The organism is Sphingomonas limnosediminicola, from assembly GCF_039537965.1.
Classification (GTDB): Bacteria; Pseudomonadota; Alphaproteobacteria; order Sphingomonadales; family Sphingomonadaceae; genus Sphingomicrobium; species Sphingomicrobium limnosediminicola.
On the sequence record NZ_BAABBM010000001.1, the window covers coordinates 783,088 to 807,972 of the forward strand.

The window sequence follows — 24,885 nt, forward strand, 5'->3', positions numbered from 1 at the left end:
CATGCCGCGAGGTACCGTGCATTGCGTCGTAAATGCGTCAAAGGACCCATAAGGTCACAGGAAAGGCGCCGCTGTCGGTGACATTAGTGACTTTAGGCAAAAACGCAGAGGCAAGCGAGCCGCTGGCGCTCTATATCCACTGGCCGTTTTGCGTCAGCAAATGCCCGTATTGCGACTTCAACAGCCACGTTCGCGCGAATATCGACCAGGAAGCGTGGCGCGCCGCGATCCTCGCCGACCTGGCGCATGAAGCGAAGCTGCTGCCCGGGCGCGAGCTGACTTCGATCTTCTTCGGTGGCGGCACCCCTTCTCTGATGGATCCTGCGACCGTCGCCGCGCTGATTGAGGCAGCAGGCAAACATTGGTCGATTGCCGACAAGATCGAGATCACGCTCGAGGCGAACCCCAACTCCGTCGAGGCGGAGCGCTTCGCCGACCTCGCGTCGGCCGGGATCAACCGCGTCTCGCTCGGCCTTCAAAGCTTCGACAATCGATCGCTGGCGTTTCTCGGCCGCGCCCATTCCGCGCGCGAGGGATTTGCAGCCCTCAGCACCGCGCAGAAGCACTTTGGCCGCGTCAGCTTCGATCTGATCTATGGGCTGCCCGGCGATACCGAGGATAGCTGGTCGGTAACCCTGGCGCAGGCGCTCACGCTCGGCACGCGGCATCTCTCGCTCTACCAACTCACGATCGAAGCGGGCACGCGCTTTGCCAGCATGGTCGCGCGGCGGGAGTTCGAGCCGCTGGACGCCGATGCGGCCGCTGCGCTCTACGAACTTACCGATGCGATGACGCTCGAAGCCGGCCTGCCGGCGTACGAGATCAGCAACCACGCCCGCCCGGGCCAGGAAAGCCTGCACAACCTGACCTACTGGCGCTACGGCGATTATGCCGGTGTCGGGCCGGGCGCCCACGGCCGGCGGCTCGGAATGCGCACCGTGCGGCACAAGAAGCCCGAGAATTTCCTCGGTGGTCTCAAGCGCAATGGTCACGGCATCGTAGAGGAAGCCCCGCTTTCGCCGCTCGAGGGGGCCGACGAAGCCCTCGTCATGGGCCTGCGACTGACCGAGGGGATCGACGCCGTTGCCATTGCCGAGCGTTTCGGCCGTGAAGCGATCGTCGATTGGAAGAAGGTCGACCGCCTCGTGGCATTCGGGCATCTGGAGCGCAACGGCAGTCGCATCGTCCCGACCGCTGCCGGGCGGTTAGTGCTCGATCACATCCTTGGCGCGATCGCGCGCGACGAAGATTCTACTTCGGCGGTTGCGGCGCGGCGGCTGGAGTCGGCGGCGGCGTGACTGCAGCGGACGGCGCTGGGGCCGGGGCGGCGGCGACTTCCTTGGCCGCGCCGGTCGAACCCATCCGGTATTTGTAATTATCCAGCGCGCTGCTGACGAAGTCGGAAATCATCATGTCCGCATCCTCGTCGGACGCTTTTTTGGACATCTTGTTGCCCATGTCGAACTTGACGACCGCGCCTTTGAAGGAGCTGAGTTGGCCGCTACACGCGGCCCGGACGTAAGCGTCGTAGGCGTCGGCCCCGACCTTTTCGCTCGAAGCCTTGTTGCTGGCTTCCTTCAGGCAGGTTTTAAACGAATCTCTCGGCCCGTTGATCACGGCCTGTCCAGCCGCCAGAAACAATGCCGATGCACCCAACAAGAAAATCATCGAACCTCTCCCCAGGCAGACGATGAATGTCCGAAGGATGACTCTCTTTTCGTTGAATTGGAAGAACTTATTGAGACCGCTTGATGAATGATAAGTTGTTGCCTGGACTGCACATCGTGGCGACGCCGATCGGCAACCTCGGCGACCTGTCCCCGCGTGCCGCTGACACGCTGAGACGCGCCGAAAAAATCCTCGCCGAAGACACGCGAGTCACGGGCAAATTGCTCGCCCACATAGGCGTCAAGGTGCCGATGCAGCGCTACGACGATCACAGCAGCGAGGCCGAGCGAGCTCATTTCGTCTCAATGCTGGCCGACCAGGCGATCGCGCTGGTCAGCGACGCCGGAACGCCTCTCATTTCCGATCCGGGCTATAAGCTTGTGCAAGCGGCGCGCGCTGCCGGCCACGCCGTACACACCGTGCCGGGGCCTTCGGCGCTGATCGCCGCGCTTACGCTCGCCGGCTTGCCGACCGATCGCTTCCTGTTCCTCGGCTTCCTTCCTTCCAAGGCGAAGGCTCGGGCCGACGCGATTGCCGAGGTGTCCAGCGTTAGAGCATCACTCGTGCTTTACGAAAGCGGCCCGCGGCTCGGCGACTGCCTCGCCGCCCTCGCCGCCGGTCTCGGTTCGCGCGACGCCGCAGTCGCCCGTGAAATCACCAAGCTCCACGAGGAATGCATCACCGGCACGCTCGACGACCTCGCGAGGCGCTATGCCGATGCGCCGCCCAAGGGCGAAATTGTCATCGTCGTGGGACCGCCGCGCGAGGCGGAAGAAGCCAGTGACGAGCAACTGGACGACGCACTCGACCGCGCACTTCAGTCGCTATCTGCATCGCGCGCCGCCGCACAGGTGGCGGAGCAACTGAACATTCCCCGTAAACGAGCGTACGCGCGAGCGCTCGAGCGCTCGAGATGAACCGGCAACAAGCGGAGGAACGCGGCTGCCGTGCCGAGACGCTCGCCTGCTGGAACTTGCGCCTGCGCGGCTGGCGGATCCTCGCGCGCCGCGCTCGCGTGCCCGGCGGCGAAGTCGACATCGTCGCCCGGCGTGGCCGCACCGTTGCCTTCGTCGAGGTAAAAGCCCGTAGCAGCGACGATGCCGCCGCCACGTCTCTCGACGAATACCGCTTGCGCAGAGTCGCCGTCGCAGCAGAACGGTTTGCGCCCCGGTTCATGCGTGCAAACGACGACATGCGCGTCGACCCCATGTTCGTCGTGCCAGGCCGCTGGCCGCGGCAACTGCGCAACGTTTGGCAAGGGTGACAAAGCCCTGAGCACCCCCTAGGCAACCGCCATGTCGCTCCGTGTCGCCGTGCAGATGGATCCGCTGGAATCGATCAACATCTCCGGCGATTCCACATTCGCGCTGATGCTCGGTGCGCAGGCGCGCGGCTACCGTCTCTACCACTATCTGGCGGATGCCCTGACCTACGAGGACGGCCGGCTCTACGCCGGAGCGCACGAAGTGACAGTGCAGCCCGTGCCAGGCGATCATTTCCGCTTGGGTGAATTCACCATCCTCGATCTCGGGTCGGATATCGATGTGGTGTTGATGCGGCAGGACCCGCCGTTCGACCTTGGCTACATTACGGCCACGCACTTGCTGGAGCGGATCCGGGATGAGACCCTGGTCGTAAACGATCCGGGCGCGGTGCGAAACGCGCCGGAGAAAGTGTGGGTGCTCGACTTTGCGCGCTTCATGCCGCCGACGATGCTGACCCGTTCACTCGGCGCCGCACGCAAGTTCCTGGCGAAGCACGGCGAAATCGTCATCAAGCCGCTTCATGGCAATGCGGGCAAAGCCGTCTTCAAGATCGAGGCCGACGGAGCGAACCTCGCGCCGTTGATGGAACTGTTCAACGCTACTTATCGTGAGCCGCACGTGCTTCAGGCATTCCTTCCCGCCGTCGCGGAGGGCGACAAGCGGATCGTGCTCGTCGACGGCGAGATCGCAGGCGCAATCAACCGCCGACCGGCGAAAGGCGACATCAGATCGAACCTCGCCGCCGGCGGAACCGCCGAAGCGACCGAGCTAACCGAAACGGAGCATGAAATCTGCGAAGCGCTCGGGCCGGAGCTCAAGCGCCGCGGCCTGCTTTTCGTCGGCATCGACGTCATCGGCGGCAAATGGCTGACCGAAATCAACGTCACCTCGCCGACCGGCATCGTGGCGATCGACAAGTTCAACGGCTCCGACACTGCCGGCCTCATCTGGCAGGCGATCGAGCGCCACCTTTCGCAGCGTAACGCGGGTTAAAATCAATGAGTGACTGGGTTGTGCGCCTGATCGAGCAATCAGGCTATCTGGGTGTCGGCTTCCTGATGTTTCTGGAAACGATCTTTCCGCCGATCCCGTCGGAAGTGATCATGCCGGTTGCCGGCGTTTCCGCCGCCAAAGGCCAGATGAGCTTCGCGCTTGCCGTCGCGTCAGGCACCGCTGGCGCCATGCTCGGGAACATCGTCTGGTACCTCGCCGCCCGCGCGCTCGGGCACGACCGGCTGAGGCCGATCATTCGTCGTCACGGCAAATGGCTGACGATGGACTGGAAGGACGTCGAACGTGTCCATCACTTCTTTGACGATCATGGCATCGCATTGGTCATGCTCGGTCGCCTGGTGCCGACTATCCGCTCAATCATCTCGATCCCGGCCGGCCTTCTCGACATGCGCTTCCGCAACTTCGTCATCGCCTCGACGATCGGGACGGCGGTGTGGACCGCGCTTCTGACCGGCGCCGGCTTCAAGCTGCAGGAGAATTTCCATCGGGTCGGCGACATAATCGGGCCCGTTTCCAACGTCGTCATCGGGCTCATCATCATTGTCTACATCTGGCGTCTGTTCACCCATAAGGTCGCGAGCGAGGATTGATCGCGTCCGCAATGGACACAAGTTTGGCGCAAATGCGCGATCTCAAATCCTCCGCAATGAACCTTTAGTCTCTGATTTACTGGCGCAAATCTATCGCGATTGGGCCGCGACGCAGTTGGTTGCCCCACTAATCGGCAACGCCGCGGCCACCTCTTTTCAAAATTTCCTCGAGATGCCTCTGCTCAGGCGCGGGGGTGGGCGTGGCGATAAACGTCAAGCAGGCGCGCCGCGTCCACCGCCGTATAAATCTGGGTGGACGAAAGGCTAGCATGGCCAAGCAATTCCTGGATGGCCCGCAAGTCAGCGCCACGCGCAAGCAGATGGGTGGCAAAGCTATGGCGCAGGGCGTGCGGCGTTAGGGTTTCGGGCAGACCCAGGCGCCGGCGCGCAGCCGCAACGGAACGGCGCACCAAGTCCGGATTCAGCGGCCCTCCCCGCGCACCGACGAACAAGCGCGCATCGCCGCTCAGCGGATAAGGGCATTGAGCGACGTAGGCCTCGATCGCCTCCTTCACTGCCGGTACGACGGGCACGATGCGCGCCTTGTTTCGCTTGCCGGTGACGCGGAGCGTCGCACCGAGCGGTAGCACACGCGCCGTCAGCGAGAGCGCTTCCGCGACGCGCAGCCCAGCACCGTAAAGCAGCAACAGAATCGCGAGATCGCGCGCACCGATCCACGGGGCGCTGGCCGCTTCCAACGCATTCTCGGCGAGTTCCATCGCTTCGTCCGGCGCCGCTGGTCGCGGCAAGGTTCGCGGACGCTTGGGCGCTCGCGTACGCGGCGGCAACGCATGGCTACCGGCCTGCTCCGCTGCGAACTTTATGAAAGCGCGTACGCCCGAAAGCTCGCGCGCCGCCGATGCTGCGCTAAGCCCTCCTGCCCGGCGCTGCGCAAGAAAAGCGCGCAAGTCGGTGGGTGCGAGATCGAGCAGTTCGGCGCTTCCAATCTCGCCTCCGCGATGCTCGCCAAGGAATTCAATCAGCCGATGTGCAGTCGCGACGTAGGCGCGGACTGTGTGCACCGATCGGCGGCGGTCATGCTGCAGATAGCCGGCCCAGCGCGCCGCAAGCGCACTTGCCGGATGTCGGTTCAGCTCTCCGGGTTCGTCAGCCACTTGCGGATCATAGCCGCAAGGCTTCGCCCTAGGAACATGAGCAATTCCGATCCGTGGCGTGCGTCCAGGCTAAGCGCCTGCCGCTGGCCGAGCGCCAGCAATCCAACCGGCAGCGGCGGCTCACATTGAATGCGAACCAGCGCTTCGGCGCGGATGAGGTCGCACGCAGGACCGAACAGCGGATGGCCGCGATCGACCGTGCGCATCTCGACGCCATCGACTTGGCTTATGGCGCGACGGAGGATCTGCGGATCGACGAACTGGACGCCGGATCCGTCGGCGCGGAAGCCGCGGTCACCGACGATCAGGGACAGTGCCACGGCATCGATGCCGAGGATCAGCGGCCATTCCTGCGTCACCACGTGCAGCAACCCGTCGACGCCCTCCGCCTCAATCGCGGCGAGAACGGCGGTGTGAATGGACGAAACCGCACCCGAGTGACCGCGCGCGAAGGCAAGCAGGTCCTGGTTGGCCTCTTCGACAGCGCCAAGGCGATCGCGCAGATGGGCGACCGCCCGCTCTTCGAAGGGAATAACCGTAGCCATTGATGGGAAGGATAACCGCGGCTCGGTTAATTTCCTATTCCGGCAAGCTCGACCGGGCGCATTTCATTTCCGCAAACGAAAAGCGGCGGCGCCGTTTGGGCACCGCCGCTTCCGAACTCAAGCGAGAAGGATCTTACTTGAGGCTGTTCGAGACGTTGTTGAACGTCGTGTTCAGCTTGTTGCCGACGCTGGTCATCGCGCCGATCGCCGCAACGGCGATGAGGGCCGCAATCAGGCCGTACTCGATGGCGGTCGCGCCCTTCTCGTTCTTAATGAGCTTCAGAAACTTGATCATGGTCCACACTCCCTGTCACGCCCGGTCTAAAGACACCGGCTGCAGTTCATCCGCAGGACTGCAGAACTAGCGCCCAAAACTGTGTAAAGTGTTTGGGAGCAAGGTTTCCGGGCGCTTAACATTTGTTGCAAAGCAAAGGCGGCGGCGCCTTTCGGCACCGCCGCCCACTTGTTTTCGAACGAGAGCTCGAATTACTTGAGGCTGTTCGAGACGTTGTTGAACGTCGTGTTCAGCTTGTTGCCGACGCTGGTCATCGCGCCGATCGCCGCAACAGCGATGAGGGCCGCAATCAGACCGTATTCGATGGCGGTCGCGCCTTCTTCGTTCTTAATCAGCTTGAGAAACTTGCTCATGGTCTAGCTCCTTGGTTCCGTTTGGAGCGCATGCGCCCCCACCTGCGGTCCACCCGTGCAGGATGGGCACACATTATGGGTCCACCTGTTAGGAAAAGGTTACACGTGAGGGTTGCTCAAAGGTTAAGCACGATTTTTCTAAGCGTCTGACGTTGCACAAGTTTTTTCGCCGACAAAACAGCGGCGCGAACACCGGGCTATCGCGGCTCGAGCTGTCGGCGTAGCCATACGCCAGCACGAGGGATTCGGCAGGAGACTCCGGTGAGCGAGCACGTCCGCGTAGAGAAGAACGATGGCGTCCTTGCGATTACGCTCGCGCGGCCGGAACGTCGCAATGCAATCACGGTCGCCATGTACGCTACCCTCGCCGAAGCGATCGAGGGCGCAGCCTCCGATGACGATGTTCGAGTCATTACGATTCGGGGCGAAGGGCGAGACTTTGCTGCCGGCAACGATCTCGCCGACTTCCTGACCGCGCTTCCGCGCGACACGACCGAAATTCCGGTTTGGCGGCTGTTGCGCGTCCTTGCCGAGAACCAGGTGCCGCTGGTTGCCGCCGTGCACGGCAATTGCGTGGGCATCGGCACGACCTTCCTGCTTCACTGCGACCTCGTGATCGCGGCGACAAGCGCGCGCTTCTCGATGCCGTTCGTCGACCTGGCGCTGGTGCCGGAAGCGGCGAGCTCGTTGCTCCTGCCCAGGCTCGCCGGTCGGCGGGGCGCAGCTCGTTACTTGCTGCTGGGAGAGCCATTTGGTGCGGATGAAGCGCTGTCGATCGGCGTCGCCAGCCACGTGGTCGAACCCGCGGCGCTAGAGTCGGCGCTCGCCGATATCGTCAAACGCGTGCTGGCAAAGCCGCCGGAAGCCCTTCGGGCAACGCAGAAGCTTTTGCGCCATCGCACGCGCGATGAAATCGTCGAGCGGATGCAACTGGAAAGTCAGCAATTCGCCGAGCGCCTGGAGTCAGCTGAAGCGAAGCAGGCGATCACTGCCTTCTTCGAAAGCCGCGGCAAGCGGCCCGATTAGGAGGCCGCGCCCGCGATCCAGACGCGCTTGGAGCGGCTGACGTCGATGTTGGGACCGGGGAAAAGCAAGAGCGTGGTCGGCTGCTGGTAGCGAACGGTCAGATCGTAGTAATTACTTCCGTCGACCGCGGCCGTCCCGGTCGTGGGATCCGAAACCGTGAATGTCCCGGGTCCGATGCCGTAGACCGTGTCCTGGATTTTCTGCTTCACGTCGGCTGCGCTCGGTGTCACGCAGCCACTCGGACCCGGCGTCTGGCAAAGTGTTGCGAAGCGCGCTCCTTCGCCAAGTGCCTGCTGGATGCCGGCCATCGCTCGATAAACCTGGGCGAGTTGAACGAACATCCAGATCATGACGATCAGGACCGGCAGCGCGAACGCCATCTCAATGGCGGCAACGCCCTCTTCGTTGCGAGTGATCGAGCGGCGAAACTTCATTGCGTCCTCATGCCTGCCGTCGCGGACAGGTGATAGGTGCCGTCGGCATTAATAAACGAGAAGTGGACCGGAAACATCGGCGTGTACTTATCGTTCACGATGACCTCGATGTAGCGAGCTTCGGTGAACGGACCGCCGGTCCCGCACGTAAGAGCATCGAATGCAACGGGGTCAGTGCTGGATTGAGCGGTGATCGCGCCCGCAGCGGTCGTGCACTCGAGTTTGTACGTCACCGTCACATCGCTCAGCGCGACCGGAGTCGACTTGCAACTCGTCGAGTTGGTTACCGTGCCATTGACCTGGCACTGAACTTCGGACTTCAGCGTATTTTCGACGGTGTCGTTGCCCGTAGTCTGCATGATGCGTTCGATTGCGCGCTGGGCGCCTTGTTCGAGCGCGAGCTTACGGCTGAACGCGTTGCTCATGTCGATGATGCCGATGACCATCAGCGCGAGCACCGGCGCCACCAAGGCCAACTCGATAACCGCCGCGCCGCGTTCGTCGCGTGCAATCTGATACCTCGGGCGCGTCATCATCCGACGAGCCTTACGTAGCGGATCGTGCTGCTCGAAGGCAGACCGACGTCAGCGCAGTCCGAAAGTTTCTTGAACTTGTTCGAGACGGTGCTGTTTCCGATGAACGTGACCCGGCGCGATACGATCATGGTGCAAATCGCCGCAGTCGTACCGTTGCCATTGTACCAGAGCTCTTGGCTCGGGAAATACACGGCGCCGATGATCGCTGAACCGGAACCACCATTGATCTTGTTCGTCGCGGAATCTGTCGCACGACGATCCTGATAGAATGCGATGCCCTTGAAGGTGCAGCCGCAGTTCTTGTCAGGGGCCGTAACATTGATGTTGGCCTTGGCATTCGCGTCCATGCCACCGATTGTTGCGGTCTGCGAAGGATCCTTATTGGTCATAACGATCGTGCAGCTGGTGCACGTGAAATCGCCCTGGAAGTCGACACCACCACCATTGATGTAAATCGTCTTCGTCCCAGCTCCGATGACGCTATCGAGATTCAGGGACTTGTTCGACCTGACCGAGAGCGACGAAAAGCAATTCGTGCCTGCGGCGTAGCTCTTAAACTTCGCCGCGGTCATGCCATCGTCCAAGGCGTCGGTCGTGCAGTTCATGTCTGCAGGATCGGGATTCACCTTAGCGAACGGATCCGGAAGTTTCGGCGAATAGGGCCGATAGGATCCGACCGTCCAATTCTTCGATTGAGCAATGCCGCCGACCGCTGCCACCGCGAGCGCATTGACTTTCGAACTACCACCCGCACTGGCAGAGTTTGCCGACGGCGAGTTCGAGAACATGACGCAATCGGGCATGTAAATGTCAGTATTGCCGTTGTTCGTAATCCCGGTCTTACCGGAATTCGTCTCAAGCGCCTCAACGCACGCATCGCCTCCGGCCGCGATCGCCGCGGCCGTGGATACGGCCGTGATCGTCGGAGCCGTGCTCATGAAGAAGGAGCTGAAGGTCAGCGGCTGCTGGATCGCGATCGTGACCTTGACCGCATTGTAGGAATAGGTCGTGTCGGTCGGGAATTCGACCTTACATTTGTTGCTGCAGTCCGGATAATCCGTCGCGCTCGATTTCAACGCATAGAAGCTGTGCAAGTTGAGGCCGAGGTCGTGATCTACTGCAGCCTTTGTGGTGGTCGTCGCACCGCTCGCATCCTCGCGGTTATAAACGCCGGCAATCGCTGCCGAGTCCGCCGCGCGCTGAAGCTGGCGCTTCCACAGGGTCCACTGGATCGTGTCCGTGGCCAGGCCGGCCGCGCCGATGAACAGCGGCATGGCCGCCGCCGCGATGGCGAGCGTGTTGCCACGATTGTTCCGCCACAATTTTCCGAAGAAGGCGATCATCGATTACACCCCAGACATGACATGCGCATTCAAGAGCCTGTACCCGCGTCAAGGTGAGCGAACTGTTCAAAGAATTGGTTAAAGCCGATGAACCTTGAGCCTCGCGCCCTGCTCTTGCACGGTCCTGTATTGCACTTATAATACAGTCCATCGCCCTTGCATGGCGCCGGATCGCCGTCCACTTCAGGCGCCGACGCCGCGTAAGAGGCACGGAAAGGATTAAAAGATGGCCACCGAACCGGCAGCAGAGACGACCGCGACCAAGCTCAAGCTCGAACCGCCTGAGGTGCTGCAGCCCGTCGCGCCGGCGGAAGCGTCCGGGCTCGTCCCCCTTAAGGCCGAGGAAACCACCGAGCTCGACAAGCGCGTCGCCCAGTTCGTCGATGAGCTGTCGACCCTCGATTCCAACAGCCCGGAATTCGGCAAGAAGGTCGACCAGCTGACCGCGATGGGCCGCAAAGAGATTTCCGAGGCCGCAGGCGCATCTAACCGCTTCCTCGACCGCCCGGTGAAGGCAATCGACAAGGACAGCGGCATCGGCGCCGATCTCACCGAGCTTCGCCGCACCGTCGAGGCGCTGGACCCCAAGGAAGCAACGAAGACGAAGAAGCTGCTTGGCATCATCCCGTTCGGCAATCGCGTTGACCGTTACTTCGACAAATATCGCAGCTCGCAGACCCATATCTCGAAGATCCTGAGCAGCCTGGCCAACGGCAAGGACGAGCTGCTTATGGACAATGCCGCGATCGACACCGAGCGCGCCAACCTTTGGAAGACGATGCACAGGCTCGAGCAGATGGTGCACATCTCCAAGAGCCTCGACCAACGCCTGGAGGACAAGGCCAACGAGTTGGACGCAACCGAGCCGGCCAAGGCAAAGGCGATCCGCGAGACCGCGCTCTTCTACACGCGCCAGCGCACGACCGACCTGCTGACGCAGATGGCGGTCACGGTGCAGGGCTACCTCGCGCTGGACCTCGTCAAGAAGAACAATGTCGAGCTGGTGAAGGGCGTCGATCGTGCTTCGACCACGACCGTAGCGGCGCTACGCACGGCCGTCACCGTCGCGCAGGCGATGACGAACCAGAAGCTCGTGCTGGAGCAAGTGAACGCGCTCAACACGACGACTGCCGGCATGATCGATTCCACCGGCGAGATGTTGCGCACGCAGACCGCGGCGATCCACGAGCAGGCGGCAAGCTCGACCATCCCGCTCGAGACGCTCCAGCGCGCTTTCCAGAACATCTACGACACGATGGACCAGATCGATCAATTCAAGGTCCACGCGCTCGGCAACATGAAGCAAACGGTCGAGACACTCGGCAAGGAAGTCGAGAAGTCGAAGGGTTACATTGCTCGCGCCGAGGGCGTGAACCAGGGCAAGCTCGAGGGCCCGGCCTCGCCATTCATGCCTCTTGAGGCGAAGTGACTGAAATAACCGACAAGGTTGAAAGGGCCATCGCGCGTTTCGATCGCGTTACACAGCAGATCGATCAGCGCGGCGGACCCGCACAGGAAGCCGCACGGCGAGAGCGCCAGCGGCTGAACGCTGATTTCGGTCGTCGCTTCAAGCGGGTCGGCGTGGCAGTGCTCCTGATCAGCATCCTGACGATTGTCGTGGGGCTGGTCATCCCGATTGGGATGTTCGGGTTCCTGGCCGCGGTCGGCCTGGCGGTCGGAGTCGCCGCCGTCCTTGGCCTGACGCCGTCGCAGCCGCGCTGCATTGCCGGTCCCGCAACCGACTTGCCCAATGGGGAAATGGTCCAGCGGTTCGATTCCTACCTTTATCGCACGCGCGGCGCCCTGCCCGCCCCGGCGCAGGCGCAACTCGATGGGATTAGCGCCGCTTTGCCTTCACTTAAGCAGGTGCTGGAGCGGGTGGAGACGCTAGACCCGAACGCGCAGGATGCGCGGCGCCTGATGTCGATTCACCTCCCTGGCCTCATCGAACGCTATATGCGCGTGCCCGCGAGCTTCCGGAACGAGCGCGACGGGGAGGACAAGACCGTCGACGAGCGGCTAACCGAAGGACTCGCTGCCGGGCGCACCGCACTCGCTGACATCAGCGAACGGCTAGCTCGTGCCGACGTCGCCGCGCTGGAGACCCAGGGTCGTTTCATCACCACGCGTTATGGCGATTCTGGGCCGCAAGTCCCCGTGCCGGACAAAGGTGGAAATGGCGCTATCATCGATAGCTGATTGATTTTGCTGGCCGTGCTATGCACGCGTAGCTCACCTTCCGGGGGCCTGATGGCATGGCAACGCGATTTTGGGGGACATTGCAGTGGCCTGCCCTGGCTCTGCCACGGATCCCTGAGCGCATCCCCGATCTAAGGCGCCCGTGGTCCAACATCTTTGAACTACTCTGGTTTGCTGCCCTCGCGCTGGCGATCGTCGGGCCAATTGCGGGCACGTGGTACCGCTTTACGACGCAGGGCGAGAATAGTGCGCTCATGCTCGGCAGTCGTGCCGGCCTCGTGCTGTCGCAAGACGACCTCACGAAAGTGCGGTTCGCGGTCGGAGCCGATGCCAAGAAAGCGGGCATCGAGCCAGGCGACAAGATCGTCGCCATCGAAGGCATTCCTATCTCACAGGTGGTCCCGCTCGATCCCAAATATGCGGTCGGCAAAGGTCATGCGACTGACACCGATTACGCGCTCTTTTCGCCGATCATCGAAGGCAACCAGCCGATCGACCTCAGCCTGACGTTGAAGTCGCCAAGCGGAGAGGTTAGCGAATATCAGGTCAGGACAGGCGAGCAGCATATCGAACATGCGGCGCGCTCCGTCGGGATGAGCCCCGCGATGCTAAGCGTCGTCGACCTGTTCCACATCCTGACCTACCCGTTTCTGCTCTTCGCTGCCTGGCTCCTTCATCGCCGCAAGCGTGAGGACTTGATCAGTTCGGTTCTCTCCCTGGCCGTCTTGCTGACGATCGGCTCGGAACAGCCCTCGGCGTCGTTCCTCAGCTTCGTCGCCGACATCCCGGAAAGCTGGCACCGGCATATCTACGATTTAGGCAACATCTGCCTGTTGGCCGGAATTCTGCTGTTTCCGTTCGGGCAGTTGAGGCCGCGCATTGTCGTGCCCGTCCTGGCGCTTCTGCCGATGCTCTTCTTCCTGCACGGCGACTTCTACCGCGCCTGCTTCGTCATATTCATGATCGCGGGCGTGATGACGATGCTGGTGAGGCTGAGGCGCACGCCGCCGAGCGCCGCTCGCCAGCAAATCAAATGGGCGTTGTTCGGCTTCTCGGGCTATTCGCTGTTCCTATCCGTCGCGCTGACCTGCGACATGATGAAGCTCACGGTCGGCTCGTTCGGGTCGCAGCTGACGCTCGAGATTTTCGCGGGGCTTACCTTCGGGCTGGCCTTCCTCTTCCTGCAGCTCGGCCTCCTGATCGCGCTCATGCGTTTCCGGCTCTACGACGCCGAGGTCGTCATCAGCCGCTCGGCCAACTTCGCGTTGATCACGCTCGCCGTCGCGGCCGTGTTCGCCGCGACGGCCGACGGCCTGAAGCAGGTCGTGCTCAACTATTACGGAAACAGTAGCGGCACCGGTCCCGTGGTGTTCGCAGCGGCGCTTGCAACCGTCCTCATCAACCCGATCCAGGAACGCATCCAGAAGTGGTCGGAGAACCGTTTCCAAAAGGCGCTCGTCATCCTGCGCGACGACCTCCCCGACACGGTCCGCGACCTTCGCGAGACGTCCAGCCTCGCTGAGCTGATCGAAGCAGTGCTTGGCCAGATCATGAAAGGCGTTCGCACGACCCATGTTGCGGCGACCATCGACCAAGGCGTTTTCCGTACGCGCGGCATCGCGAAGGAGAAGGTCGAAGAATGGAAAGCTTCGACGCCGGGCTGGGACAAGACCGACCTCAAGGACATTTGCGAGGCGAAAGACAAGATCTTCCCGCTCCGAATCCCGCTCATTCCGGGCGAAGGGGAAGAGCCCGCGGGTTTCCTTCTCGTCGGGCCGCGCCCGGACGGCTCCATCGTTAGCAAGGATGAGCAGAAGGCCCTCAAGGAAGTCGCGGAGCCGATCGGCCGTGCCATCCGCACCGTCGTCAAGCGCGTCGCGTACGAGCGCCGCCTCGAGTCGATGATCGAATCCAACGCTCGCCGACTCAACGAACTCGAAGCGAAGCTGAGCGGAAGTCCGATAGCAGCGGTTCCTACTTCGCGAAGCGCTTGAAAACTATAGTGTTTTCTTATGGTTAATTGACCGCATGCGAATCCATCCCTAATGATCCGCTAAATCGACACGGAGGTTCGACTCGGCCGCGCGCTTGTCAGACAAACGGCCCACTTTGCAGCATAGGAATCATAGGGAGCCGAAAGATGAGAGTGATGCACGCGCTGTGGGGCGCAGCAGTTGCAGTCGCCTTAAGTTCGACGCCGGCGCTTGCGAGCGTCGTCGTGGTGAAATCCCTCGGGCCATCGTCGAAGGCCTATCCGCCGGGCAAGACGCTTCCCGAAACTGCCAAGATCACCCTTCAGGGCGGCGATGTCGTTACCGTTCTCGGTCCCGCGGCTGCGCAGACCCTTCGCGGTCCTGGCAATTTTGCTGCTGGCCAGACCAATCTCGCATCCGCCGCGGGCAAGCGAGGTCGCTTTGGCGCTCTCCGCGCATCCGAAGTTGTTCAAAACCCCAGCATCTGGGACGTCGACGTGACGCAGAATGGCAAGATCTGCGTGGCGAACACGGCCAAGCTTCAGCTCTGGCGGCCTGACGCGGAAGCGGCGGCGAAGGTTAACATCCGCTCTGCCGATGGAAAAACTCAGGAAATCGACTGGGCTGCGGGCAAGGCCGTCACACTTTGGCCGGCCTCGTTGCCGGTGACATCGGGCACGGAATATCAGATCGAATGGCCTGACACCGGCGACAAGAGCAGCGTCAGCTTCGTCTCGGTGCCGAATGCGCCCGGCGATCTGGTCGGCGCAGCACAGGTGCTGATCGAGAACGGCTGTCAGCATCAGCTCGACCTGCTCGTACAAGGCGCGAGCAAGACGACGACAAACTAGCCGCCGATTACGCCTTCGGACCGCAGCCGCTCGATTTCGGGCGGCTGCAGGCCCGCATCACGAAGCACCGCATCCGTATCCCGGCCGAGCGCCGGTGGCGGCAGGTCTGAATCCGCGCGCAGACCGTCGAACCGCACTGGAGAACGGACGACCGGAATACCCGCGATCGTGCGAACCATCGCGCGATGTTGCGCCTGAACGTCCGAGAGTGCCTGCGTGATCGTGTTGATCGGGCCCGCCGGAATGCCGGCCGCTTCCAGCTGAGTGAGCCAATCCTGCGCTGACCTGATCGCAATGCACTCGCTGACCAGCCGGACTATCTCCGCCCGATGGGCGACACGCTCGCCGTTTGTGGCGAAGCGCGGGTCCCTCGCCCATTCGGGATGGCCGCACATCTGGGCAAGCTTTGCGAATTGGCGATCGTTGCCGATTGCAATGATGATGGGTTGGTCGGCCGCGTCGAATGGCTGGTAGGGCACGATATTGGGGTGCGTGTTACCCTGCCGAGGCGGGTCCTTGCCCGAGATCAGCGCATTTGATGCCTGGTTGGCAAGGATCGCAAGCTGCGTGTCGAATAGCGCCGCATCGATATGCGCTCCCTCCCCGCTCTTCTCGCGCCGGTAGAGCGCAGAGAGGATCGCGACCGCGGTATAAAGGCCGGTGAAAAGGTCGATCACCGCCACGCCGACGCGCATCGGGCCGCCACCGGGCACGCCATCCGGCAAGCCGGTGACGCTCATCAGTCCCCCCATGCCCTGGACGATGTAATCGTAGCCCGCGCGGTCGGCGTAAGGACCGTCCTGCCCGAAACCCGTGATCGAGGCGTAGATCAGCCGTGGATTGGCGGCGCGCAGCGTCTCGGCGTCGAGTCCGAATTTCTTGAGCCCGCCGACCTTGAAGTTCTCGACGACCACGTCCGCCTCTGACGCCAGCCCTCGAATGATCGCGGCACCGTCGGGCTGGCCGAAATCGATAGCGGCCGACTTCTTCCCGCGATTGCAGCTGAGGAAGTAAGCCGCGACGCGGCCGTCGCCCTCACCGTACCAAGGCGGCCCCCAATGGCGCGTATCATCACCGCTCCCTGGCCGCTCGACCTTGATGACTTCAGCGCCGAGGTCGGCGAGCAACTGCGTGCACCAAGGGCCGGCGAGCACCCGGCTAAGATCGAGGACCTTGATACCTTCGAGCGGGCTCAATGGCCCCGCGCCCATAAGCGCCGATCCTGCAAGATCGCGCGCGCCGCATTATGGCCCGGCGCGCCGGTGACCCCGCCGCCCGGATGGGAACCCGAACCGCACAGGTACAACCCCTTGAGCGGCATGCGATAATCCGCCGCGCCGATCATCGGCCGCGCGCTGAACAGCTGATCGAGCCCCATTTTGCCGTGGAAAATGTCGCCGCCGATCAGGCCGAAACGCCGTTCCAGGTCGAGCGGCGAGTGAATTTGCCGCCCAAGCACGGATTTGGCGAAACCGGGCGCGTGAGAATCAACGGTTGCGATAATCGCGTCCGCGGCCTTTTCGCGCTCCTTGTCCCAGCTGCGCCCCGGTCCGAGGTCGTAGCGGAAATGCTGGCAGAACAGGGACGCGACATGCTTGCCCTTGGGCGCAAGGCTGGGATCGAGCGTCGAGGGAATGAGCATCTCGATAATTGGCTTCTTGGCCCAGCCGTTCACTGCGGCGTCGAGCCAGGCCTTGTGCATGTAATCGAGGCTGGGCGCTATGATAATGCCCGCCGTCAGGTGGTCGCCCTTCTTTGGCAGAACGGTAAACTTGGGCAGTTCCGAGAGCGCAACGTTCATGCGGAAGGTCGCGCTTTCGCACTTCCATCCGTGCATCCGGCTCGACACATCGGCGTCCACCGCGCCCTGTGGGATGAGACGGTCGAACAGCAGCTTCGGGTTGACGCCCGCAACGACGCTCCGCGCCGTCCACGCCTTGCCTCCGGCTACGACGCCAGACGCGCGGCCGCCGCTGACGACGACCTCTTCGACCGGCGTGTTGAGCACGATGTCGACTCCCGCCTCGCGGCACGCGCGAGCCATCGCCTGGGTGATCGAGCCCATGCCGCCGATCGCATGTCCCCAGGCCCCGGGAACGCCCGCAGCCTCGCCGAACAGATGGTGAAGCAGGACATAGGCCGTGCCAGGTGCTTGTGGCGAGGCGAAGTTGCCGACCACGCCGTCGAACCCGAACAGCGCCTTGGTGAGCTCGCCTTCGAAATGGCGTTCGAGGATCTCGCTCTCGCTGCGCATCGCGAAGTCGTGCACGATTTGCGTCTCGGCGAGCGAGAGCCCGGCCATGTCGCGGCCGAGGCTCAGCAGCTTCGGGATTGCACTGACCTTGCGCCCGACGTTCGGCGGCGCTCGCAACAGCCATTTCTTCAGCAGATGAACGACCGTCTCGAGCTCGGCGATGTAGCGGTCATAGCCTTCTGCATCGGACTTCACGTGCCGCGCGATCTCCTTGCGCGTCAGGCCGTTGCGGCCGGCCAGAAGGTAGGTGCCATCCCCGGGCAGGAAATTGTCGGTCTTGCGCAGCACGACTTTCAGCCCATGCCGCTCAAGCTCCATGTCCCGGATGACCTTGGGATTGAGCAGGCTGACGGTGTAGCTCGCTGCCGAATTCTTGAAGCCGGGCAGGAATTCGTCAGTCACGGCCGCACCGCCGACGACTTCGGCGGCTTCCAGGAGCGCGATCTTCATGCCCTTCTTCGCCAGATAATAGGCGCAGGTCAGGCCGTTATGCCCCGCCCCGATGATTACCGCGTCGTGCAAATTGCCCCCTCTGACCTCATTTCATCAGCACCAGCTCTTCCGCCATCGATGGATGGAGCGCGACCGTAGCATCGAAGTCGGCCTTCTTAAGCTTCGCCTTCACTGCGATCGCGGCGACTTGAAGCAGTTCCGGCGTATCCGGCCCGATCATGTGGATGCCGACGATCTCGTCGCTCTCGCCGTCCAGCACCAGCTTGTAAAGCGAGCGCTCGTTGCGGCCCGCAAGGACGTTTTTCATCGGCCGAAAGTCCGAGGTGAAAGTCTTCACGCTGCCAAGCCGGTGGCGTGCCTGTCCTTCCGTCATGCCGACGCCCGCGAGTGGAGGATGGCTGAATACGGCCGACGGGATGCAATCGTAATCGACGCGATGCGGCTTGTTGCCGAAGAATGTGTCGGCGAATGCCTGACCCTCCCGGATCGCGACGGGCGTCAGCTGGACTCGGTCGGTCACGTCGCCGACGGCAAAGATGCTCTCGACGGACGTCCGGTTGTCTTCACCGACCTTGATCTCGCCCTTCTCGCCGAGCTTGACCCCAACCTCTTCGAGTCCGAGCCCGTTTATGTTCGGCTTGCGGCCGAGCGCGAACAGCATCTGGTCGGCCTCGATATCGTCGCAGCCGGACATGGACAGGTGAAGTGTCCCGTCTTCCTTCTTTTCGATCCGCTCAATCAGGGCGTTAAAGCGGAAGTCGATGCCTTTCCTCAACGATATCTGAAGCAGCCGATCGACGATCTGCTGATCGTATCCTCGCAAGATGACGTCGGTCCGGTTCACCAGCATCACCTGGCTTCCGAACTGGTGGAAGATGCCGGCGAATTCGTTGGCGATGTAGCCGCCGCCGGCGATGACGATTCGCCGGGGCAGCTTGTCGAGGTGGAAGACCTCATTGGACGTGATCGCGTGCTCGATGCCCTCGATATCCGGCATCACCGGCCAGGCGCCGGTCGCGATCAGGATCTTTCCCGCGCTGACTTCCTTCCCGCTGGCGAGCTTCACCGACGTTTGACCGGTTATCGTCGCCCGCTCGTGAAAGATGGTGACTTTGTGGTTGGTCAGCGTCTCAGTGTAGGCGTCTTCGAGCCGCCCGACCTCTGCCAGCACGTTGTCGCGCAGTACCGCCCAGTCGAAGCGCTTCTGCGGCACATCCCAGCCGAACATCGCCGCATCGTCGAGGTCTTCGGCAAAATGCGCGCCGTAAACGAGAAGCTTCTTCGGCACGCAGCCGCGAATGACGCACGTGCCGCCAACCTTATGCTCCTCGGCAATCGCGACTCGAGCACCGCATGCGGCGGCCACCCGCGCGGCACGGACTCCGCCCGAACCGGCGCCAATGACGATCAGGTCGAAGTCAGCCATTCTTTTCTCCAATGGCAATCATTCAGCGCCCCTGTACAGCAGGATCGAGCCAGACCGCGCGTTGGCTGAAATCGGTCGTGAGCACAAAGTCCTTGAGGATCGAGGTCCCGATATTGAGATCGCTGGCGGTCGGCTGGTCGTCGACGGCCGCAACCAGGTCGCGATAGCGCTTCCCAGCAACATCGAGGCTGGCGAGGCGGACGAGATCGCGCTGCACTTCGCCGCCGATACCGCCGCCCGGCTTCCTGCCGATCGTCTTCAGCTTCAGCTTGTTCGCGAAAGAACGGGAGATAAGCAGGCCGCTGCCATTGCCGAGGTCGACCTCCGCCTGGCCGGTAACGCCGCTCGCGACGACTTCGATCGCTTCAACGCCATGCACCTTTGTCAGGGAGAGCCGCTGCCCTTTCGGCTCGCCGGCGGAGTTGACGACGATCGCTTCCCTCCGGCCGATATCCACCCGCAGTCGCGCCGCATCGAACAACTCGCGGCCGATCACGACTTGCGTGGGTCGCTTGATCAGCCGTCGGGAGAGCTCGGAGAGGTCCGTCACAACCACGGCTTCGGGATGGAGCGTCAGACCCAGCGCTTCGACCATCACACCTTCGACAACTCGGGCCTTCGCCCCGCCGCCGGAACCGCGAATCGTCTGGGCTGCACCCTCGGCCAGCTTCGCCTTCGCTGCAAAAACCGGGTCGATAAGCGACGCTTCCGCCGCGCTGTCGAGCAGCGCTTCTGTCGTGAGACCGTTGACCTGGGCGGTAATGAATAAGCGCCCATTGTCGAAGACAAGCGGATCTGCCGCTGCGGGAGCGGCCACAAGAATCATGGCGCCGAGAGCAGCCAGACGCATCAGACGCCGGCCCGCTTGATCAACGCGCGTGTGGATGGATCAAGGCTCTCCGTGTCAGCATCATCCGCGAGTTGGCGCGCAATCTGCTTTCCCAGTTCTACTCCGAACTGGTCGAAAGGGTTGATCCCGAGCAGCGCCGCATTCGCGAATGTACGATGCTCGTAGAAGGCGATCAGCGCACCCAATGAGCGAGGATCGAGCTTCTCAAGCAGGATCGTCGAGCTTGGGCGATTGCCGGAATAGGCACGTTGCGGATCCTCGCTCGCTTTGCCTTGCATCAACGCGGCACCCTGCGCGAACGCGTTGAGTAGTAGTAGGCGATGATGCTCCGGATCCTGGTCGTCTTCCGCATCGCGCACCGCAATGAACTCAACCGGAGTGATGACAGTGCCCTGGTGAAGCAATTGAAAGACTGCGTGCTGCGCGTCGGTGCCAGTGCCGCCCCAAGTGATCGGCGCGGTCGGATGGTGGATCGGCTTGCCCTCCTTGGTCACCGATTTGCCGTTCGACTCCATTTCCAGCTGCTGCAGGTAGGAAGGAAGGAGTCGCAGGCGCTCGTCATAAGCGAAGACGCCTCGGCCCTGGCATCCGCGGTCCTCGACATAGTGCCGGTCCGCGAAGGCCGCGAGCAGCGGCATGTTCGCCTCGGCGTCGGCAAAGCGGAAGTGGCGATCCATTTCGGCGGCGCCTTCGAGGAGCTCCTCAAAAGCGTCCCAGCCGAGCGCGAGCGCTGCGGTGACGCCAACCGAGCTCCACAGCGAATAGCGGCCCCCGACGCCCTCGCCGAACTGCAGGATACGGCTTTCATCAATTCCGGTTTCGAGCGCCGCGTCGGGCTTCGCGGTCACGGCGATTACCTGCCCGTCAGGGTCGGCAACGCCCGCGCTCCGAAGCCAGCCGCGAGCGGCTTCGAAATTGGCGAGCGTTTCCTGGGTCGTGAACGTTTTCGAAGCCACAACGACGAGTGTCGTCGCCGGATCGAGCGGCTTGACCGCTTCATCGAAAGCCGCGCCGTCGATGTTGGACAAGAATCGGACGGTCAGCCGCGAGGATCGCCGGCCAAGTGCATCGACAAGCAAGGCCGGGCCGAGCACCGACCCGCCAATTCCGATATGAAGCACGCCGGTAATGTCGCCGAACGCCCCCGCCTCGATCGCATCCACCAGTGCTCGCATCCGTTGCCGCCGCACCGTCGCAAGGTCGACATCTTCTGGCGCACCGCTCCCGCGCTCCGCGACATGCGTGGCGGGACGGCCTTCGCTCGCATTGACGACATCACCCGTAAACAAAGCATCGCGCGCTGTGTCGAAGCCCATGCGGTCGGCGCGTTCGATGCCGGCCTGGATCAGCGCGTGATCCAGATGCGTCTTCGACAGGTCGAAATAGAGCCCGGCCGCTTCGAGACTTAGCCTGCTCAGCCGGTCCGGCTCGGCGTCGAAAAGCTGGGACAGGGTCGGAGTTGGGGTTTGCGGCTGATCGGGCATTGCTCGGGCACATAATGACGGCACCGGCAAATGCCACCCCGGCTTGACCTTAACGCTGCTAGGCGGACACAAGCGACAGCGATGCGCCGGCCTGCCATGCCCCGCGGCCCAATTCAGGCCGACGCCGCTCCGAGCGAGCGAGCGGACAATGGCACGCTCGGCATTGCGCGCTTCATCCTGACGCTGGCGCTGCTTGCGTGGGCGCTCCGAAGCTTCGTCGTCGCGCCCTTCAGCATTCCATCGGGATCGATGCTGCCGACGCTTTACATCGGCGACTATCTGATGGTCGCGAAATGGCCTTACGGCTACTCGCGCTACAGCTTCCCATGGGGAATTCCCTCGTTCGACGGCCGCCTGTTCGAGCACCTACCGAAGCGCGGCGACGTCGTCGTCTTCCGCCATCCTGTGGAAAGTAACGACCTCATCAAGCGCGTGATCGGGCTGCCCGGTGACACGATCGAACTTCGCGGCGGCCAGGTGATCCTCAACGGCCGCCCGCTGCCGCGCGTCGCGCTTCGCCCGTATAATCTACCGATGAGCGCCAACACGCCCTGCAAGGTCGTCCCGCCAGCCTCGCCGCTAACCGCTGGGGTCGGCGATCGTATGTACTGCATCTATCCGGCGTTCCGCGAAACGCTCCCCGGGGGACCGAGTTACACCACGCTCGACCAGACCGAAGGGTTAGCCGACGAATTTCCGGCAACGAAGGTTCCTGCCGGCCACGTCTTCCTGATGGGCGACAACCGCGACGACAGCGCCGACAGCCGCTTTGATCCCGTCACCGGTGGAGTCGGGATGGTCCCAGTCGAAAACATTATCGGCCGCGCGACGGTCACCTTCTGGTCGACTGACGGAGGCGCCACCTACTGGAAGCCATGGACCTGGTTCAGCGCGTTGCGGATCGATCGGATCGGCAATGGCTATTCGGGGGACGCGGAATGACGGGCGACGTGGCCGCTTTCGTCCGCGACCAGCTTGGGCACGAGCCCAAGAACCTGAGTCTTTTCGAGCTGGCCTTAACCCACTCAAGCGTCGGGCGCGACAGCTACGAGCGGCTCGAATTTCTCGGCGACCGAATACTGGGCATGGTGATCGCGACTGCGCTGTATCGTCGATACCCGAACGAGCCCGAGGGCAGTCTGTCCAAGCGCTACAATGGTCTTGTCGACCGCGAGACATGTGCGTCTAACGGGCGAGAAATCGGTGTTCCCGCGCTCATTCGCCTCGGCAAGCAGGCGCGCGAGGATGGCGCGAGCCAGAGCGAGAACGTTGTCGGCGACGTGGTCGAGGCACTGATTGGCGCGCTCTTCATCGATGGCGGCATTGAGGCTGCAGAGCGTTTTATCCTCAAGCTCTGGGAGCCGGATCTAACAAGCCAGCGCCGCGCCCCTCAGCATCCCAAGTCGGAACTTCAGGAATTGGCAGCGGCCAAGGGCTGCAAGCCGCCCGTTTATGAATTGGTTGGTCGCACGGGCGCCCACCATGCGCCCAAATTCACCATCCGCGTATCAGTGAACAAACTCGGCGAAGCGTCGGCTGACGGTTCGAGCAAGCAGGAAGCGGAAACAGCGGCCGCGGAAGCCCTTTTGGCTCAGTTGAAATGAGTGAACCGGAAACTCGCGCGGGGTTCGTCGCCGTCATCGGCGCGCCCAACGCCGGCAAATCGACGCTCGTCAACGCGCTCGTCGGTCAGAAGGTCGCGATCGTCAGCCCGAAGGCGCAGACCACGCGCGCTCGGCTGATGGGGATCGCGATCGATGGTCATGCACAGATCCTGCTGGTCGACACACCCGGAATTTTCGAGCCTCGCCGGCGGCTCGACCGCGCCATGGTTGCGGCAGCCTGGGCTGGCGCACAAGACGCCGATGTCATCCTGCTAGTGATTGATGCCGCGACGGGCATGAACAGCGCGGTGAGACGGATCGTCGAGTCCCTGGGCGAACGGCAGCACCCTCTCCTGCTCGTCCTCAACAAAATCGATTTGGTGAAAAAGCCGGCGCTCCTCGCCTTGTCGATGGACCTCACGGCGAAACTCAAGCCGGACAGCGTATTTATGATCAGCGCCGCGCAGGGCGACGGCGTCGCTGACGTCAAATGCGCGCTTGTGGACGCCATGCCCGCCGGCCCATGGCTATATCCGGAGGACGAAGTCTCCGACGCCACCGATCGCATGATCGCCGCGGAGCTGACTCGAGAGCAGATCGTCAACCAACTCCACCAGGAATTGCCTTACGCGACCGCAGTCGAGACGGAGACGTGGGAGGACCGGCCGGACGGGTCGACCTCGATCCGCCAGCAAATCCTCGTCGCGCGAGACAGTCAGAAGGCGATCGTCATCGGCAAAGGCGGACAGCGTCTGAAGGCGATCGGCGCTGGTGCGCGCGAAGAGATCGCGAAGCATCTCGGCCGCCCGGTGCACCTTTTCCTGCACGTCAAAGTGAATCCGCGCTGGGACGAGGACCGCGGCCTCTATCGCGAAATCGGCCTGGAGTGGGCCGACTAAGCGGTCAGCAATTCCTCGACCCATTGGGGAACGAGCACGCTCGCCGGACCAGTCCGGCTCTCGTCGAAAAGATAGCTGCCGAGGCTCGGCTCCAGGTTCACCTCCAGCGTGGTCGCGCCACAATCGCGCGCGGTCTGAACGAAGCCGGCGGCTGGATAGACCGCGCCGGAAGTGCCGATCGACACGAACAGGTCACATTGCCGCACCGCCTCCTCGATCCGCTCCATCTCGTAAGGCATCTCGCCGAACCAGACGATGTCGGGGCGAACCTGTCCTTCCGTCGCGCACGCTGGGCAGCGAGCCGCTTGCCCCATTACCCCCGCCCATTCGAACCGCTCATCACAAGCAAGGCACCAGCCCTTAACTAGCTCACCATGCATATGGACCAGACGCTTCGAGCCCGCGCGCTCATGCAAATCATCGACATTCTGCGTCACCAGCAAGAGCTCGCCGGGCCATTCGATGTCGAGCCTCGCAAGCGCTTCATGCGCCGGATTCGGCTGGACCGTGCCGAGCTTCCTCCGGCGGGCATCGTAGAACTGGTGCACCAGCGCCGGGTCGCGCAGATAGGCCTCGGGCGTGCAGACATCCTCGACCCGATGACCTTCCCAAAGGCCGTCCGGCCCGCGGAAGGTCGCGAGCCCGCTTTCAGCAGAAACGCCGGCCCCGGTGAGAATGACGATGTTGCAGATGCCCATCCGCCCACCC

General features: G+C 62.7%; 27 protein-coding genes. 13 read left to right on the top strand and 14 right to left on the bottom strand.

Annotated elements, in window-relative coordinates:
• Window positions 1-86: 86 nt before the first annotated feature.
• Window positions 87-1,298 (top strand): radical SAM family heme chaperone HemW, encoded by a 1,212-nt coding sequence (hemW, locus tag ABD704_RS04035; protein ID WP_344698402.1) that lies wholly within the window; start codon window positions 87-89, stop codon window positions 1,296-1,298.
• Here hemW and ABD704_RS04040 read toward each other — a convergent pair.
• Window positions 1,252-1,668, bottom strand: a complete 417-nt coding sequence (locus ABD704_RS04040; RefSeq protein ID WP_344698403.1) for a hypothetical protein — start codon at window positions 1,666-1,668, stop codon at window positions 1,252-1,254. The genes hemW and ABD704_RS04040 overlap by 47 nt on opposite strands.
• A gap of 83 nt (window positions 1,669-1,751) precedes the next feature.
• On the opposite strand from ABD704_RS04040, the gene rsmI reads away from it, so the two are divergent.
• From rsmI to ABD704_RS04060, 4 genes are read left to right on the top strand one after another with little or no spacing between them, the layout of a single operon-like run.
• Complete coding sequence (gene rsmI, locus ABD704_RS04045) at window positions 1,752-2,585, top strand: 16S rRNA (cytidine(1402)-2'-O)-methyltransferase (protein WP_344698404.1); 834 nt, start codon at window positions 1,752-1,754, stop codon at window positions 2,583-2,585.
• The gene (locus ABD704_RS04050) at window positions 2,582-2,932 is read left to right on the top strand and encodes a YraN family protein (protein ID WP_344698405.1); all 351 of its coding nucleotides are present in this window, start codon (window positions 2,582-2,584) and stop codon (window positions 2,930-2,932) included. The genes rsmI and ABD704_RS04050 overlap by 4 nt, the downstream gene beginning before the upstream one ends.
• A 31-nt stretch (window positions 2,933-2,963) precedes the next feature.
• Window positions 2,964-3,926 (top strand): glutathione synthase, encoded by a 963-nt coding sequence (gene gshB, locus ABD704_RS04055; RefSeq protein WP_344698406.1) that lies wholly within the window; start codon window positions 2,964-2,966, stop codon window positions 3,924-3,926.
• 5 nt (window positions 3,927-3,931) lie between these two features.
• Entirely contained in the window at window positions 3,932-4,537 is a 606-nt protein-coding gene (locus tag ABD704_RS04060) for a DedA family protein (protein WP_344698407.1), read from the top strand.
• Between the two features lie 182 nt (window positions 4,538-4,719).
• Here the strand turns inward: ABD704_RS04060 and ABD704_RS04065 are convergent, their stop codons facing one another.
• The 4 genes from ABD704_RS04065 to ABD704_RS04080 form a co-directional block, all read right to left on the bottom strand.
• Entirely contained in the window at window positions 4,720-5,652 is a 933-nt protein-coding gene (locus tag ABD704_RS04065) for a tyrosine recombinase XerC (protein ID WP_344698408.1), read from the bottom strand.
• Complete coding sequence (locus ABD704_RS04070; RefSeq protein WP_344698409.1) at window positions 5,628-6,197, bottom strand: DUF484 family protein; 570 nt, start codon at window positions 6,195-6,197, stop codon at window positions 5,628-5,630. The genes ABD704_RS04065 and ABD704_RS04070 overlap by 25 nt, the downstream gene beginning before the upstream one ends.
• A 133-nt stretch (window positions 6,198-6,330) precedes the next feature.
• Entirely contained in the window at window positions 6,331-6,492 is a 162-nt protein-coding gene (locus ABD704_RS04075; RefSeq protein WP_425565387.1) for a Flp family type IVb pilin, read from the bottom strand.
• 191 nt (window positions 6,493-6,683) lie between these two features.
• Window positions 6,684-6,845 carry a Flp family type IVb pilin gene (locus ABD704_RS04080; RefSeq protein ID WP_344698410.1) on the bottom strand — a complete coding sequence of 54 codons (162 nt, stop codon included), beginning with the start codon at window positions 6,843-6,845 and terminating at the stop codon, window positions 6,684-6,686.
• A gap of 261 nt (window positions 6,846-7,106) precedes the next feature.
• Here ABD704_RS04080 and ABD704_RS04085 point away from each other — a divergent pair, with 261 nt between their 5' ends.
• Complete coding sequence (locus ABD704_RS04085) at window positions 7,107-7,871, top strand: enoyl-CoA hydratase (protein ID WP_344698411.1); 765 nt, start codon at window positions 7,107-7,109, stop codon at window positions 7,869-7,871.
• Here ABD704_RS04085 and ABD704_RS04090 read toward each other — a convergent pair.
• Genes ABD704_RS04090 through ABD704_RS04100 form a run of 3 tightly spaced genes read right to left on the bottom strand, consistent with a single transcriptional unit; the run spans window position 7,868 to window position 10,184 of the window.
• On the bottom strand, window positions 7,868-8,305 hold the full coding sequence (locus tag ABD704_RS04090) for a TadE/TadG family type IV pilus assembly protein (RefSeq protein ID WP_344698412.1): 438 nt from the start codon (window positions 8,303-8,305) through the stop codon (window positions 7,868-7,870). The two genes, ABD704_RS04085 and ABD704_RS04090, sit on opposite strands and share 4 nt — an antisense overlap.
• The gene (locus ABD704_RS04095; RefSeq protein ID WP_344698413.1) at window positions 8,302-8,841 is read right to left on the bottom strand and encodes a TadE/TadG family type IV pilus assembly protein; all 540 of its coding nucleotides are present in this window, start codon (window positions 8,839-8,841) and stop codon (window positions 8,302-8,304) included. The genes ABD704_RS04090 and ABD704_RS04095 overlap by 4 nt, the downstream gene beginning before the upstream one ends.
• Window positions 8,838-10,184, bottom strand: a complete 1,347-nt coding sequence (locus ABD704_RS04100) for a pilus assembly protein TadG-related protein (RefSeq protein ID WP_344698414.1) — start codon at window positions 10,182-10,184, stop codon at window positions 8,838-8,840. The genes ABD704_RS04095 and ABD704_RS04100 overlap by 4 nt, the downstream gene beginning before the upstream one ends.
• Window positions 10,185-10,410: 226 nt before the next feature.
• Here ABD704_RS04100 and ABD704_RS04105 point away from each other — a divergent pair, with 226 nt between their 5' ends.
• The 4 genes from ABD704_RS04105 to ABD704_RS04120 all read left to right on the top strand — a co-directional run bounded on the left by ABD704_RS04105 (window position 10,411) and on the right by ABD704_RS04120 (window position 15,207).
• Window positions 10,411-11,613: a toxic anion resistance protein gene (locus tag ABD704_RS04105; RefSeq protein WP_344698415.1), complete on the top strand. Its 1,203-nt coding sequence runs from the start codon at window positions 10,411-10,413 to the stop codon at window positions 11,611-11,613.
• Window positions 11,610-12,383, top strand: a complete 774-nt coding sequence (locus ABD704_RS04110; RefSeq protein ID WP_344698416.1) for a hypothetical protein — start codon at window positions 11,610-11,612, stop codon at window positions 12,381-12,383. The genes ABD704_RS04105 and ABD704_RS04110 overlap by 4 nt, the downstream gene beginning before the upstream one ends.
• Before the next feature lie 56 nt (window positions 12,384-12,439).
• On the top strand, window positions 12,440-14,377 hold the full coding sequence (locus ABD704_RS04115) for a hypothetical protein (RefSeq protein ID WP_344698417.1): 1,938 nt from the start codon (window positions 12,440-12,442) through the stop codon (window positions 14,375-14,377).
• A gap of 146 nt (window positions 14,378-14,523) precedes the next feature.
• Entirely contained in the window at window positions 14,524-15,207 is a 684-nt protein-coding gene (locus tag ABD704_RS04120; protein ID WP_344698418.1) for a hypothetical protein, read from the top strand.
• Here ABD704_RS04120 and ABD704_RS04125 read toward each other — a convergent pair.
• From ABD704_RS04125 to pgi, 5 genes are read right to left on the bottom strand one after another with little or no spacing between them, the layout of a single operon-like run.
• A complete protein-coding gene (locus tag ABD704_RS04125) occupies window positions 15,204-16,418 on the bottom strand; it encodes a CaiB/BaiF CoA transferase family protein (protein ID WP_425565389.1) in 1,215 nt (404 codons plus the stop codon). The genes ABD704_RS04120 and ABD704_RS04125 overlap by 4 nt on opposite strands.
• Window positions 16,400-17,983 carry a phytoene desaturase family protein gene (locus ABD704_RS04130; protein WP_344698420.1) on the bottom strand — a complete coding sequence of 528 codons (1,584 nt, stop codon included), beginning with the start codon at window positions 17,981-17,983 and terminating at the stop codon, window positions 16,400-16,402. The genes ABD704_RS04125 and ABD704_RS04130 overlap by 19 nt, the downstream gene beginning before the upstream one ends.
• Window positions 17,984-17,999: 16 nt before the next feature.
• Window positions 18,000-19,340 (bottom strand): glutathione-disulfide reductase, encoded by a 1,341-nt coding sequence (gene gorA, locus ABD704_RS04135; RefSeq protein ID WP_344698421.1) that lies wholly within the window; start codon window positions 19,338-19,340, stop codon window positions 18,000-18,002.
• Window positions 19,341-19,362: 22 nt separating this feature from the next.
• On the bottom strand, window positions 19,363-20,166 hold the full coding sequence (locus ABD704_RS04140; protein ID WP_344698422.1) for a pepsin/retropepsin-like aspartic protease family protein: 804 nt from the start codon (window positions 20,164-20,166) through the stop codon (window positions 19,363-19,365).
• A 23-nt stretch (window positions 20,167-20,189) separates the two neighbouring features.
• Window positions 20,190-21,674, bottom strand: a complete 1,485-nt coding sequence (pgi, locus tag ABD704_RS04145) for a glucose-6-phosphate isomerase (protein ID WP_344698423.1) — start codon at window positions 21,672-21,674, stop codon at window positions 20,190-20,192.
• Between the two features lie 81 nt (window positions 21,675-21,755).
• On the opposite strand from pgi, the gene lepB reads away from it, so the two are divergent.
• From lepB to era, 3 genes are read left to right on the top strand one after another with little or no spacing between them, the layout of a single operon-like run.
• A complete protein-coding gene (gene lepB, locus ABD704_RS04150) occupies window positions 21,756-22,616 on the top strand; it encodes a signal peptidase I (protein WP_344698424.1) in 861 nt (286 codons plus the stop codon).
• Complete coding sequence (gene rnc / locus ABD704_RS04155) at window positions 22,613-23,278, top strand: ribonuclease III (RefSeq protein WP_344698425.1); 666 nt, start codon at window positions 22,613-22,615, stop codon at window positions 23,276-23,278. The genes lepB and rnc overlap by 4 nt, the downstream gene beginning before the upstream one ends.
• On the top strand, window positions 23,275-24,177 hold the full coding sequence (gene era / locus ABD704_RS04160; RefSeq protein ID WP_344698426.1) for a GTPase Era: 903 nt from the start codon (window positions 23,275-23,277) through the stop codon (window positions 24,175-24,177). The genes rnc and era overlap by 4 nt, the downstream gene beginning before the upstream one ends.
• Here the strand turns inward: era and ABD704_RS04165 are convergent.
• Window positions 24,174-24,875, bottom strand: coding sequence for an NAD-dependent deacylase (locus tag ABD704_RS04165; protein ID WP_344698427.1), 702 nt, complete (start codon window positions 24,873-24,875; stop codon window positions 24,174-24,176). The two genes, era and ABD704_RS04165, sit on opposite strands and share 4 nt — an antisense overlap.
• Window positions 24,876-24,885: the final 10 nt, after the last annotated feature.

Excerpts from the sequence above, each read along its gene's own strand:
- ABD704_RS04040 (WP_344698403.1), bottom strand. The coding sequence starts at position 1,668 with ATGATTTTCTTGTTGGGTGCATCGGCATTGTTTCTGGCGGCTGGACAG.
- rsmI (WP_344698404.1), top strand. The coding sequence starts at position 1,752 with ATGAATGATAAGTTGTTGCCTGGACTGCACATCGTGGCGACGCCGATC.
- ABD704_RS04050 (WP_344698405.1), top strand. The coding sequence starts at position 2,582 with ATGAACCGGCAACAAGCGGAGGAACGCGGCTGCCGTGCCGAGACGCTC.
- gshB (WP_344698406.1), top strand. The coding sequence starts at position 2,964 with ATGTCGCTCCGTGTCGCCGTGCAGATGGATCCGCTGGAATCGATCAAC.
- ABD704_RS04060 (WP_344698407.1), top strand. The coding sequence starts at position 3,932 with ATGAGTGACTGGGTTGTGCGCCTGATCGAGCAATCAGGCTATCTGGGT.
- ABD704_RS04070 (WP_344698409.1), bottom strand. The coding sequence starts at position 6,197 with ATGGCTACGGTTATTCCCTTCGAAGAGCGGGCGGTCGCCCATCTGCGC.
- ABD704_RS04075 (WP_425565387.1), bottom strand. The coding sequence starts at position 6,492 with ATGATCAAGTTTCTGAAGCTCATTAAGAACGAGAAGGGCGCGACCGCC.
- ABD704_RS04080 (WP_344698410.1), bottom strand. The coding sequence starts at position 6,845 with ATGAGCAAGTTTCTCAAGCTGATTAAGAACGAAGAAGGCGCGACCGCC.
- ABD704_RS04090 (WP_344698412.1), bottom strand. The coding sequence starts at position 8,305 with ATGAAGTTTCGCCGCTCGATCACTCGCAACGAAGAGGGCGTTGCCGCC.
- ABD704_RS04095 (WP_344698413.1), bottom strand. The coding sequence starts at position 8,841 with ATGATGACGCGCCCGAGGTATCAGATTGCACGCGACGAACGCGGCGCG.
- ABD704_RS04100 (WP_344698414.1), bottom strand. The coding sequence starts at position 10,184 with ATGATCGCCTTCTTCGGAAAATTGTGGCGGAACAATCGTGGCAACACG.
- ABD704_RS04105 (WP_344698415.1), top strand. The coding sequence starts at position 10,411 with ATGGCCACCGAACCGGCAGCAGAGACGACCGCGACCAAGCTCAAGCTC.
- ABD704_RS04115 (WP_344698417.1), top strand. The coding sequence starts at position 12,440 with ATGGCAACGCGATTTTGGGGGACATTGCAGTGGCCTGCCCTGGCTCTG.
- ABD704_RS04120 (WP_344698418.1), top strand. The coding sequence starts at position 14,524 with ATGAGAGTGATGCACGCGCTGTGGGGCGCAGCAGTTGCAGTCGCCTTA.
- ABD704_RS04125 (WP_425565389.1), bottom strand. The coding sequence starts at position 16,418 with ATGGGCGCGGGGCCATTGAGCCCGCTCGAAGGTATCAAGGTCCTCGAT.
- gorA (WP_344698421.1), bottom strand. The coding sequence starts at position 19,340 with ATGGCTGACTTCGACCTGATCGTCATTGGCGCCGGTTCGGGCGGAGTC.
- ABD704_RS04140 (WP_344698422.1), bottom strand. The coding sequence starts at position 20,166 with ATGATTCTTGTGGCCGCTCCCGCAGCGGCAGATCCGCTTGTCTTCGAC.
- pgi (WP_344698423.1), bottom strand. The coding sequence starts at position 21,674 with ATGCCCGATCAGCCGCAAACCCCAACTCCGACCCTGTCCCAGCTTTTC.
- lepB (WP_344698424.1), top strand. The coding sequence starts at position 21,756 with ATGCGCCGGCCTGCCATGCCCCGCGGCCCAATTCAGGCCGACGCCGCT.
- rnc (WP_344698425.1), top strand. The coding sequence starts at position 22,613 with ATGACGGGCGACGTGGCCGCTTTCGTCCGCGACCAGCTTGGGCACGAG.
- era (WP_344698426.1), top strand. The coding sequence starts at position 23,275 with ATGAGTGAACCGGAAACTCGCGCGGGGTTCGTCGCCGTCATCGGCGCG.
- ABD704_RS04165 (WP_344698427.1), bottom strand. The coding sequence starts at position 24,875 with ATGGGCATCTGCAACATCGTCATTCTCACCGGGGCCGGCGTTTCTGCT.